The following is a 10,625-nucleotide window of genomic DNA, read 5'->3' on the forward strand; positions in this document are numbered from 1 at the left end:
AACGTTGCAGCGCGTGCGGCACCATGCGCGCACGCGTCAACGGCAGGACACTACCAGCGAAACGAGCGGATGCAAAACCCAGCGCAACCCGTCTTCGCCCTCGATCCCACTCACCTGCAAGCCGCCGACGCGCGCCAGCGCGGGCAATAGCGCAAGCGACGGCGGGCACGGCTGCGGTCGTGGCGACCCGCAGCGCAAGCGAACACGAGCACGGCAGCGCATAAAAAAACGCGCGCCGGGGTTTGCCGGCGCGCGCTTTGCATCGCGGGACCGCGGATAGTATTACGCCTTCGCTGCGGCTGCCGCTGCGTCGTCTTCGCGGAACAGTTTGTCGGCCAGATGGAACGCTGAATTGGCGGCCGGCACGCCGCAATAGATCGCGGTTTGCAGTAGCACTTCCTTGATCTGCTCGCGCGTCACGCCATTGTTCTTCGCGGCGCGCAGGTGCAGCGCAAGTTCTTCGCTGCGATTGAGCGCGACCATCATCGCGATGGTCAGCAGGCTGCGCGTATGACGCGGCAAGCCATCACGCGTCCAGATTTCGCCCCACGCATAGCGGGTGATCAGGTTCTGGAATTCTTCCGTCAGCTCGGTGCGGTTCGCGAGCGAACGGTCGACGTGCGCGTTGCCCAGCACCGCGCGGCGCACACCGAGTCCGGCTTCGTAGCGGTCTTCGTCGTTCATTTGGTCTCCGTCAGGAAGTCGAGCACGGTCTTCGTGAAAGCGTCCGCCTTCTCGACGTTGGAGATGTGCGCCGCGTCCAGTTCGACGTAGCGCGCGCCGGGAATCGCCTGCGCGAGTTCGCGGCCTTGCTCGGGCGTCGCGGCCAGATCGTGCGTGCCGCTGATCACCAGCGCCGGCACCTTGATGCCAGGCAGTTCCGGGCGCAGATCGGTCGCGTCGATCGCGTCGCAATTCGATGCGTAGCCTTCCTTGTCGGTGTGCACGAACACGTCGCGGATCATCGCCAGCACCACCGGTTCGCGTTCGAAGTACTCGGCCGTGAACCAGCGCGGCAGCACCGCATCGGCGAGCGCGAGCATGCCTTCGCTGCGGGCCTTCGCGGCGCGCGGCACCCACACTTCCGGCGAACCGATGCGCGCCGCCGTGTTGGACAGCACGACGCGCTCCAGACGATCGGCATGGCGCGCAGCCAACGCGATGCCGGTCAGGCCGCCCATCGACACCCCGCAAAAATTCGCGCGGGCGATCTTCAGCGTGTCCATCAGGCCGAGCACGTCGCCGGTCAGCTGTTCGATCGTGTAGGGACCCTTCGGCGCTTCCGAGTGGCCGTGGCCGCGCGTGTCGTAGCGCAGCACGCGGAAGTGCTTCGACAACGCCGCGACTTGCGGCGTCCACATGGACAGATCGCTGCCGAGCGAATTCGACAACACGATCCACGGCGCGTTGCCGTGACGGTCACCGTCGATTCGATAGTGAAGCTCGGTGCCGTTGACTGCGGCGTAGGGCATGCCGGTTACTCCTTGGAATGGGCGCGCGTTGCGCGCGTGGTGTGAAGGGTCAGCGCGGCGTCCACATAAGCGTGGGCCTGGCCGACGTATTGAGCGGGGTCGAGCAACTGCTGCAAACGCTCGAGCGGAAGATGTTCGGTGACGGCGGGGTCGGCGGCGAGCACATCGTAGAGCGTCTGCCCATCGCGGATCGCGGCTTTCGATGCGCGTTCGACCAGATGATGCGCGTCGAGCCGGCCGATGCTGTCGCCAAGCGCGAGCATCACCGCTTCGCCGAGAATCAGGCCGTGTGTGACGTCGAGATTCGCGGCGAGACGCGCCACGTTGACGTTCAACCCGGCGGCGATCTGTTCGATATTGGCGAGCGCGCCGCCCGCCAGACGCGCGAGGTCCGGCAGCGCGTCCCACTCGGCCTGCCAGCCGCCGAGCGCGCGCTCGTGCTCCTGCACCATGCCGGCGAACACCGTGGCGACCAGTCCGGGCGCCCGCGTCGCGGCGGTCAGCACGGCGGCGCAGCCGACCGGGTTGCGCTTGTGCGGCATGGTCGACGAACCGCCCTTGCCGGCCGCGGCGGGCTCGGCGAGTTCATCGATTTCGGTTTGCATCTGCAACGAGATGTCGCGCGCAATTTTGCCCAGTGTGCCGATCAGCATGCCGAACAGCGACGCCGTTTCAGCGATGCGGTCACGCTGCGTGTGCCACGGCAACGTGGGCAGGGCGAGGCCGAGCTCTTGCGCGAGCGACTGCGTGACCTGCGGCGCGGCATCGCGCAGACTCGCGAGCGTGCCGGCCGCGCCGCCGAATTGCAGCACCAGCACGCGCTCGCGCAGCGCATCGAGCCGCTCGCGATGCCGCAGCAGCGCGTCGAGCCATTGCGCGAACTTCAGGCCGAGCGTGATGGGCAGCGCCTGCTGCAACCAGGTGCGGCCGATCATCGGCGTCGCGCGATGGGCTGCCGCGAGTTTAGCCACCGCGTCACAGGTGGACTGCAGACCGCTGTCGAGCAGATCGAAGCTGTCGCGCAACTGCAGCACCGTCGCGGTATCGATGATGTCCTGACTCGTTGCGCCCCAATGCACGTACTTGCTCGCCTCGGCGTCGGCGGCCTTGACGCGCGCCGTGAGTTGCTTGACGAGCGGAATCGCGAGGTTGCCGCCGAGCGCGGCGTCACGCGCGAGCGCGTCCGCGTCCAGTTGATCGGCGTGGCAGGCCGCTTCGATCGCGGGCACGGCGGACTCGGGAATCACGCGATGCGCGGCCGAAGCGCGAGCGAGCGCCGCTTCCACGTCGAGCATCCGTTGCAGCGTCGCACGCGGCGCCCAGATGTCGTTCATCGGCTGTGTGCCGCAAAGAAGGCCGGTCAGACGGGCACTGGAGTCGAGCATGATGACGTCGATGTTCGCGGGAATCAGAGGTGAAGGTTGAGGGCGGCGTGCAATGTGCGTCGTACGGCGTGCGTGGCGCGTGATGCAAGCGTCAACGCGCTGGCCGGCACTGCATGCACCGCGGGTCGCGTACCGCACGCGGCATTGCGCGCGTATTGGCACGTACTGCACGTATCGCGCGTACCGCACGTGTTGCGCGTATTGTGCGCCAAACGCGGCCGACACGGCGCGCAGCCGGGCAGCTCTGCGCGCCTCAGGTTTGCCGGGGGCGCGCCGGCGCATCCATGACACGTTGCGCGCCGCCTCGCCTCGAGCTGTCCTCAGCCACCCTCAGCCGCCAGCGGATCGGCGCTTGCCGAAGCGCGCCGACGGTCTCGCCGGCGCGCTGCGCATCAGGCCGCGCGAGCCGCCTGCGTGCCGTCGATCAGCGGCACGCCAGTCAGCTTGTGCAGCGCGTCGAAATCGATGTCCGAGAAGATCTCACGCACCACGAGTCCCTGCTCGGTGACGTCGATCATCGCAAGGTCGGTATAGATGCGATCGACGCAGCCCACACCCGTCACCGGATACGTGCACTCGGCGGTGATCTTGCTTTCGCCCTGCTTGGTCAGATGCTCCATCATCACGTAGACCTGCTTGGCGCCGATCGCCAGATCCATCGCGCCGCCCACGGCCGGAATCGCGTCGGGCGCGCCAGTGTGCCAGTTGGCCAGATCGCCGGTAGCCGACACCTGGAACGCGCCGAGCACACAGAAATCCAGATGGCCGCCGCGCATCATCGCGAACGAATCCGCGTGATGGAAGTAAGCGCCGCCCGTCAGCAGCGTGACGTGCTGCTTGCCGGCGTTGATCAGTTCGTCGTCTTCCTCGCCTTTGGCGGGCGCGGGGCCCATGCCGAGCAGGCCGTTTTCGCTGTGCAGGAAGATTTCCTTGTCGGCGCCGAGGTGATTGGCCACCAGCGTCGGCACGCCGATGCCGAGGTTCACGTAAGCACCTTCGGGGATGTCCAGCGCAACGCGCTTGGCCATTTCATCGCGGGTCAGTTTTTTCATGTCGGGTCTCCGGGTCAGGCAGCGGCGTCGTGAGGATTGGGCGTCGGGGCATGCGCCGCTTGCGGCACTTCGATCACGCGCTGCACGAAGATGCCGGGCGTGACGATCACTTCCGGATCGAGTGCGCCGAGCGGCACCACTTCCGACACCTGCACGATCGCCGTTTTTGCCGCGCTTGCCATGATCGGACCGAAGTTGCGGGCCGTCTTGCGATAGATCAGGTTGCCCCAGCGATCGCCCTTGTACGCCTTGATCAGCGCGAAGTCCGCATGCAGCGGCGACTCCAGCACGTAGTGCCGGCCGTCGATCAGACGGGTTTCCTTGCCCTCGGCGAGCTTCGTGCCGTAGCCGGTCGGCGTGAAGAAACCGCCGATGCCCGCGCCCGCCGCGCGAATGCGTTCCGCCAGGTTGCCTTGCGGCACCAGTTCCAGTTCGATTTCGCCGGCGCGATAGAGCGCGTCGAACACGTAGGAGTCGGTCTGGCGCGGAAACGAGCAGATGATCTTGCGCACGCGTTTGGCTTTGAGCAGCGCCGCGAGGCCGATGTCGCCGTTACCCGCATTGTTGTTGACGATGGTGAGATCGCACGCGCCCTGCTCGATGAGCGCGTCGATCAGCTCGGACGGCATGCCGGCCGTGCCGAAGCCGCCGATCATGACAGTCGCGCCGTCGTGGACATCGGCGACCGCCGACTGAAGTGACTCGAAAATCTTGTTGATCATGTCGAATTTCCTTGTGGGGCGCTGCGTGCCGCTGCGCCGGACTGCCGCTGGCCGACAGGGCTTCTGCGGGACGCTCTCCGGGCCAATGCTGGCGACGGCTCGCCGGTGGAGATGCGGGCTGGCGCCTTCGGTGGGTTCGCCGATTTGTTCGATATGTGAACATCGATTCGTTTAGCGAACGATCAGGCGATTATGGTTGTGCTACGGGCGGGTGTCAAGGCCGGGAAATCCCCTTAATCATAGGTTCTCGCCAGCCATCGCAGCACGTTCGTTGTCCTGCGGCGCTGCGTCGGGCGGGCAATGTACAAGCTCCGGCCGAAACGCATCGGCACGCGCGCCGGGGTGCGCCAAAGGAAACCCCACTATCCGCGAAGATGATTTTTCATCTACCCTTTATATCCATAGCAGATAGCCGTACCCGTCGTTCCCACCCCAGTCCAGTCCACCCGAGCATGTCCAACACCCATCTGGATCTGAACCTGATCCCCTACCTCGTCGCGATGGAAGACACCCGCAATGTCAGCCGCGCCGCCGAACAACTCGGCGTGAGCCAGCCGCGCGTGAGCACTGCGTTGGGCCGTCTGCGCGAATACTTCGACGACCCGTTGTTCGTGCGCACGTCCAAAGGCATGGAGCCCACGCCCCGCGCGCTCGCGATCCTGCCCGCCGCCCGCGACGCGCTGCTGCGCATCGAGAAAGGCATGCTCGACGTGCAGGACTTCGACCCCGCCACCAGCACCCATACGTTTTCGATCGCACTCTCCGACGTCGGCGAAATCGTGTTCCTGCCGCGGCTGCTGCAACTGTTCGCCGAACGCGCGCCGTTCGCGAATCTGCGGTCGGTGTCGCTGCCGCCGTCGCACGTGGAACGCGGGCTCGAATCGGGCGACGTCGACCTGGCGGTCGGCTACTTTCCGGACCTGTCGGGCAATAACTTTTTCCAGCAGCGGCTCTTCACGCACCGCTTCATCTGCCTGATGCGCAGCGGCCATCCGCTGTCGAAGGCGCCGCTCACGCTGGCCCAGTACGTCGCGTCGGGCCATGCGGTGGTACGCGCCGAGGGACGCAGCCAGGAGATCCTCGAGCAATTCCTGGAAAAGAAGCGCATCAAGCGCCGCGCGGTGCTCGAGACACCGCACTTCATGAGCCTGCCGTTCATCCTCGCGCGCAGCGACCTGCTCGCGACGGTGCCGCACGCGATCGGCTTCGCCTATGTGTCCGAGCACGCGTCGATCACGCTGGTCGAGCCGCCGCTGCCGTTGCCGCGCTTCGATCTGCGTCAGCACTGGCATCGCAAGTTTCATAACGACCCGCGTGCGAGCTGGCTGCGCGGCGTGGTCGCCGAACTCTTCAACGACGCCATGGACGAGTGGCCGAAATGACCGGCCAGGCGCGGCGCCCCGACGCTGACAAGGACATCGGCACGATGGCACGCAAAACATGGAACAATGGCCCCACTCATTGAACCCGCGCGGCGCTTAGCGCCGACGCGCGACCCCGGAGGAGCAACGCATGACCAGCAGCAAGGCAAAGAAAACCAAACCCGCAGCCGCGGCGCAACGCCCGAGCCGCGACGAAGCCGAAGCAGCCGTTCGCGTGCTGTTGCGCTGGGCCGGCGACGATCCGCAGCGTGAGGGCCTGCTCGACACGCCCGGACGCGTGGTGCGCTCCTATGAGGAGTTCTACGCGGGCTATCAGGTCGACCCGCGTGAGATCCTTGCCCGCACCTTTTCCGAAGTGGACGGCTACGACGAAATGATCGTGCTGAAAGACATCCGCTTCGAAAGCTACTGCGAACATCATATGGTGCCGATCATCGGGCGCGCGCACGTCGCGTATCTGCCCGCGCATCGGGTGGTCGGCATCTCGAAGCTGGCGCGTCTGGTCGATGCGTTCGCCAAGCGGCTGCAGATCCAGGAAAAGATGACGGTGCAGATCGCCGACACGTTGAACGATGTGCTGCAGCCGGTCGGCGTCGGCGTGATTCTCGAAGCCGCGCATCAATGCATGTCGACCCGTGGCGTGCACAAGACCGGCGTCACGATGGTGACGTCGCGCATGCTCGGCACGTTTCGCTCCGATCCGTCGACGCGTCGCGAGTTTCTGGCGATCGTCGGCAATCCGGGCGTGGTGTCCGTTGCCAATACTTGAGTACGCCTGACCAGCTCTGACCGCGTCTGGGCGGGCGCGTCTTGGCGCGGTCTGGGCGCGGCGGGTCCTGGGTCCGGCCGCTCACGCCGCGCTGCGCGATGCGCGGCCGCGGCCCAAGGTGGCCAGCAACACTGCACCCAGCACACATGCAACGCCGGCCAGCTGCGCTGCCCCGACTGGCTCGCGCAAGCCCAGCGCCGCGAACGCCACCGCGCTCACTGGCACGAGCGCGGTCGTCAGCCCGGCTTCCGCGCCGCTGATGCGCGCGGCGCCCGCATACCAGAGCACGAAGCCCAACAGGGTCGGCACGAGCGCGTAGTACAGCACGCCGCCCAACGCGCTCGCATCGACGGGCAAGCTCCACGGCTTTTCGAAGCACGCCGGCACGAGCGCCACCGCGAGGCCGATCCCGCACATCAACGCCGACAGCGGCAGCGGCGCAACCGGTGTGCGCAGCTTGCGATTGAGCAGGATGAAGAGCGCCTCGCAGAGCACCGCCGCGAACACGAGCGCGTTGCCGGCGAGCGAGCCGGCCGCATGCGGCGCGGTGATAGCGTCGATACGGACCGTGCACACCAGCACGCCGGCCGTCGCAAGCACGATCGCGCCGAGCAGCGCCGGCGCGGGGCGCTCGCCGAGCGCGAGCATCGCGACGCCCGCCGATACCGCGGGCAAGGTGCCGGCTATCACACCGGCGTCGGCGGCTGAGGCGAGTCTCATCCCGCTGATCAGCAACACCGTATAACCGACGCTGCCCGCCCCCGCCTGGGCGATCACGAGCAAGGTATCGCGCCGGTCCAGACGCGGCCAGCGCACACCACGCCAGCGCATCGCCAGCACGAACAATGGAAACGCGATCGCGAAGCGCAGCGCGGTCGCGCTGAATGGCGGCAGTCCGGCCGCGATTGCCTTGCTGACGACTACTGTGCTGCCGACTCCGAGCATCGCCAGCGCGCAAAACAGGTATCCCGCATATCGCGAGTTCATTGGTGCTGTCCGGTTGTTGGAACGAGCACGCAGGTTAGGTGGATGAACACCGACGGTCTTGAACGAAATTGCAGACCGACACCGCAACGCGTGCGGCGATGCGCGCTGCGCAATCGGTCGGGTATCCTGACTAAACTGTCCCGCATGTGAATCACGCACTAACCGGCTTGCATATCGGGAACACACTTTGCGTGCGCGCAATGTAGTCGTTGCAGTCGTTGCAGTCGTTGCAGTCGTTGCAGTCGTTGCAGTCGTTGCAGTCGTTGCAGTCGTTGCAGTTCCGCAGCACGCCAGCCCGGCCGCAGTCACAGGAGCGCCTGAATTGCTACAGTTTCCGTCTTCGGCGGTTGCAACCTGGGGCAGCGCGGTCGTCTTCGGCAACGTCCTGTTGACGCGCCTCGGCGTGCCGATCCCCGCCGTGCCGATGCTGCTGTTCGCGGGCTCGGCAATCGCCGCCGGCACCCTGTCGTTCTGGCCAATCTTTGGCGCGGCGGTGCTCGGCGCGGTCGTCGGCGACGGCACGTGGTTCACGGCCGGCCGTCTGTATGGCCGCAAGCTGCTCGCCGCGCTCGGCCGTCTGTCGCCTGCGGTGGATTCCAGAGTCGAGGTGGCGCGCTCGCTGTTCGAGCGCTTCGGCATGCCGCTCGTGTCAGTCTCGAAGTTCGTCCCCGGCCTCGGACTGATCACGCCGCCGCTGATGGGCACCACCGCCGTCGACGCTCGCATCTACGCGGGCTGGGAGCTCGCCAGCGTCGTCGCGTGGGCGACCTTCTGGCTGCTTGGCGGCGCCGCCGCGGAGCGGGAACTGCATATGCTGCGCGCCTTCGTGCAATCGCGCGGCGGCACGGTCGCCGACATCCTGGTGGCGGTGGCGCTGGTCTATCTGCTGTACCGCCTGCAGGCACGAAGCCGCGCACGGCGCCGGTTCGCACGCGGGGCATCGGCAACGAACGCGTCGCCAGCGGCGACGCGCGGCCGGCCGCATATCGCGCCGTCCAGAGTGCTCGACGCGCGCCCCGACACGCCGGCATACGACGCGCAGTGCCGCATTCCCGGCGCGCTATCGCTCGACGCTGATTCGCCCGAACAGATCGACGGCGCACTGCGCGCGCATGACATGGTGATCTACTGCATCTGCCCGGACAGCGCCACCGCCGCCGACATCACGCAACGCATGCGCCGCCACGGCTATACACGGATTCGCGCGCTGCGCGGCGGTCTCGACGCCTGGCAGCGGCGCGGCTTTCCAGTCGAGCCACTCGGGCCGGCAGGCGAACCGCTTGCCGGTCGACGTGCGCCCGCATCGCGTGACGACGCGCGCAACGCGATCACGCTACGCGGCTTTGCGCCGCGTGGCAGCGGGGGGACGTGAGTCTTGCGGCCATGCGCGCCGCGTTTGGCGCGCGACTCCCCGCTCACGCCGATGGATCGAGCGCGGCTTTGGCTGTCGTGTCCCGCAACAGCATGTCGACACCCTCGCTGCCATAGCGTGAGCATGTCGAGCGGGCGCGACATCGTTGCCGGGATGCATTCGGCCGCCGCGATCAATGCCTGGTCGCCGCTCGCATAGCCGGACGCGTCGTTGAATTGCCTGGAGTGGTCAATGCCGGTGAACAGGGCCGACAGCGGTTGTCGTGTGCGGGGGCGTGCGTCGTGTGCGTCGCCGCGTGATACCCGCTCATGCCGAGGCTCGCACCACGCGCCCTGTCATGTCACGTCACGGCTAGCGCAGCAGTTTGGCCGCCGCGCGGATACGACGTTTGCGCTCCTTGTGCAGCCACTGAAGCGCCGCGTCGGTATCGCCGGCGCCGGCAAACAACGCTGCATTCTCGTGCAGCAGCTCCTCACTCGCGACGACATCGTTCAGCGCCCCGAAACGTTTCTGAATCTCTACCAATCGCTTGAGCGTGCGTTTGCAACCGCCTTCCAACGCCGGTTCGAAAAACTCGACCAGATAGCGCAGCTTCTTGCCGGCCTTTCTGACATCGTGAAAGGCGGCGTAGTCCGAGCGCTTCGCGTGGCGCGCACGCTTCATGCACTTCTTCAACGATCGCGCTGACGCGTCCACGCGTTGCGTAGCGAATTTGCGCAGCGGCACACGCTCGTGCGCGGTATTCAATTCTCTGGACGTATTCGCCAACACGTCGCGCAGCAGATGTTTGACGTCGGCGTTCGACAGCGTTTCGCGGCTGGTCGCCAACGCAATGCCTCGGGCTTCCTGGAGTTTGGGCACGATGTCGCTCGCGCCGCTGTCCTGCTGGGTCAGCAATTCGATCGCGATGTCCCAGTCGCGCGTCTTGCCGGCCGCATTCGCAAGGTACTGGAAGAGCGCCCGTTGACGGGCATTCTCGTTCTTCTCGAGCAAGGGTTCGAAGGCCCACCACAACGACCGCAGCCGTCTTAGCGAAACGCGGAGCTGGTGCAAGGCTTCGGGGGACGCGTCTTCGCGCGCCGCAGCCGCAAGTTCGGTCGCATGACCGACGAGCGGCGCCGCATACGACGCGAAGGCCTCCTGCGCCAGGCGCGCTTCGCTGGCTGGATCACTGGCGGCGGACTGCTCATCCACCATCCCGCTGTCTCGGTTCATCGTCGCTCCCCGAACCCGCTTTACTAACAGCGTAGCAAAGATAGTTCCCTGAAGGTATGCGTACAAGCTGCCCACTCCGCGCTGGTCGGGTTGCAGCAGGAAAGATCTTCCCCGGCATGCGCTAGATCGCCGCGGCTCGGGCATTTTTACCAAAGTTCGATGGCGCCGGGCCGTGCCAGCGACTATCTTGATTGAACATGCGCGTGGGCTCGCGGCATCGACTCGCGGACCTATCGCTGTGCGTCAGGCAGCAGGTTCGCGATCATTCT

10 protein-coding genes are annotated in these 10,625 nt (G+C 66.4%); 3 read left to right on the forward strand and 7 right to left on the reverse strand.

The features are described 5' to 3' along the window. Positions 1 to 282: 282 nt before the first annotated feature. The 5 genes from pcaC to BN2475_RS22225 all read right to left on the reverse strand — a co-directional run bounded on the left by pcaC (position 283) and on the right by BN2475_RS22225 (position 4,631). Positions 283 to 684, reverse strand: a complete 402-nt coding sequence (gene pcaC / locus BN2475_RS22200) for a 4-carboxymuconolactone decarboxylase (RefSeq protein ID WP_094781641.1) — start codon at positions 682 to 684, stop codon at positions 283 to 285. After that, entirely contained in the window at positions 681 to 1,472 is a 792-nt protein-coding gene (gene pcaD, locus BN2475_RS22205) for a 3-oxoadipate enol-lactonase (protein WP_094781642.1), read from the reverse strand. The genes pcaC and pcaD overlap by 4 nt, the downstream gene beginning before the upstream one ends. Positions 1,473 to 1,477: 5 nt before the next feature. Then, positions 1,478 to 2,857, reverse strand: a complete 1,380-nt coding sequence (locus BN2475_RS22210) for a 3-carboxy-cis,cis-muconate cycloisomerase (RefSeq protein ID WP_094781643.1) — start codon at positions 2,855 to 2,857, stop codon at positions 1,478 to 1,480. 392 nt (positions 2,858 to 3,249) lie between these two features. Next, positions 3,250 to 3,909 (reverse strand): 3-oxoacid CoA-transferase subunit B, encoded by a 660-nt coding sequence (locus tag BN2475_RS22220; RefSeq protein ID WP_094781645.1) that lies wholly within the window; start codon positions 3,907 to 3,909, stop codon positions 3,250 to 3,252. Between the two features lie 14 nt (positions 3,910 to 3,923). Continuing rightward, the gene (locus tag BN2475_RS22225) at positions 3,924 to 4,631 is read right to left on the reverse strand and encodes a 3-oxoacid CoA-transferase subunit A (RefSeq protein WP_094781646.1); all 708 of its coding nucleotides are present in this window, start codon (positions 4,629 to 4,631) and stop codon (positions 3,924 to 3,926) included. 452 nt (positions 4,632 to 5,083) lie between these two features. Between BN2475_RS22225 and BN2475_RS22230 the strand changes: the two genes are divergently transcribed. Next, positions 5,084 to 6,013, forward strand: a complete 930-nt coding sequence (locus BN2475_RS22230; RefSeq protein WP_094781647.1) for a LysR family transcriptional regulator — start codon at positions 5,084 to 5,086, stop codon at positions 6,011 to 6,013. Positions 6,014 to 6,143: 130 nt separating this feature from the next. Continuing rightward, complete coding sequence (folE, locus tag BN2475_RS22235; protein ID WP_094781648.1) at positions 6,144 to 6,782, forward strand: GTP cyclohydrolase I FolE; 639 nt, start codon at positions 6,144 to 6,146, stop codon at positions 6,780 to 6,782. A gap of 81 nt (positions 6,783 to 6,863) precedes the next feature. On the opposite strand, the gene BN2475_RS22240 is transcribed toward folE, so the two are convergent. Then, complete coding sequence (locus BN2475_RS22240) at positions 6,864 to 7,769, reverse strand: DMT family transporter (RefSeq protein WP_094781649.1); 906 nt, start codon at positions 7,767 to 7,769, stop codon at positions 6,864 to 6,866. Between the two features lie 322 nt (positions 7,770 to 8,091). Between BN2475_RS22240 and BN2475_RS22245 the strand changes: the two genes are divergently transcribed. Beyond that, positions 8,092 to 9,141, forward strand: a complete 1,050-nt coding sequence (locus BN2475_RS22245) for a VTT domain-containing protein (protein ID WP_094781650.1) — start codon at positions 8,092 to 8,094, stop codon at positions 9,139 to 9,141. A gap of 351 nt (positions 9,142 to 9,492) precedes the next feature. Here the strand turns inward: BN2475_RS22245 and BN2475_RS22250 are convergent, their stop codons facing one another. Then, positions 9,493 to 10,338 carry a CHAD domain-containing protein gene (locus BN2475_RS22250; RefSeq protein WP_245841473.1) on the reverse strand — a complete coding sequence of 282 codons (846 nt, stop codon included), beginning with the start codon at positions 10,336 to 10,338 and terminating at the stop codon, positions 9,493 to 9,495. Positions 10,339 to 10,625 lie beyond the last annotated feature (287 nt).

The organism is Paraburkholderia ribeironis, assembly GCF_900019265.1.
Lineage (GTDB): Bacteria > Pseudomonadota > Gammaproteobacteria > Burkholderiales > Burkholderiaceae > Paraburkholderia > Paraburkholderia ribeironis.

What these genes read in the sequence shown, in the direction of transcription:
- BN2475_RS22225 (WP_094781646.1), bottom strand. Translation starts at nt 4,631, where the DNA reads ATGATCAACAAGATTTTCGAGTCACTTCAGTCGGCGGTCGCCGATGTC.
- pcaD (WP_094781642.1), bottom strand. Translation starts at nt 1,472, where the DNA reads ATGCCCTACGCCGCAGTCAACGGCACCGAGCTTCACTATCGAATCGAC.
- BN2475_RS22220 (WP_094781645.1), bottom strand. Translation starts at nt 3,909, where the DNA reads ATGAAAAAACTGACCCGCGATGAAATGGCCAAGCGCGTTGCGCTGGAC.
- folE (WP_094781648.1), top strand. Translation starts at nt 6,144, where the DNA reads ATGACCAGCAGCAAGGCAAAGAAAACCAAACCCGCAGCCGCGGCGCAA.
- BN2475_RS22210 (WP_094781643.1), bottom strand. Translation starts at nt 2,857, where the DNA reads ATGCTCGACTCCAGTGCCCGTCTGACCGGCCTTCTTTGCGGCACACAG.
- BN2475_RS22230 (WP_094781647.1), top strand. Translation starts at nt 5,084, where the DNA reads ATGTCCAACACCCATCTGGATCTGAACCTGATCCCCTACCTCGTCGCG.
- pcaC (WP_094781641.1), bottom strand. Translation starts at nt 684, where the DNA reads ATGAACGACGAAGACCGCTACGAAGCCGGACTCGGTGTGCGCCGCGCG.
- BN2475_RS22250 (WP_245841473.1), bottom strand. Translation starts at nt 10,338, where the DNA reads ATGGTGGATGAGCAGTCCGCCGCCAGTGATCCAGCCAGCGAAGCGCGC.
- BN2475_RS22240 (WP_094781649.1), bottom strand. Translation starts at nt 7,769, where the DNA reads ATGAACTCGCGATATGCGGGATACCTGTTTTGCGCGCTGGCGATGCTC.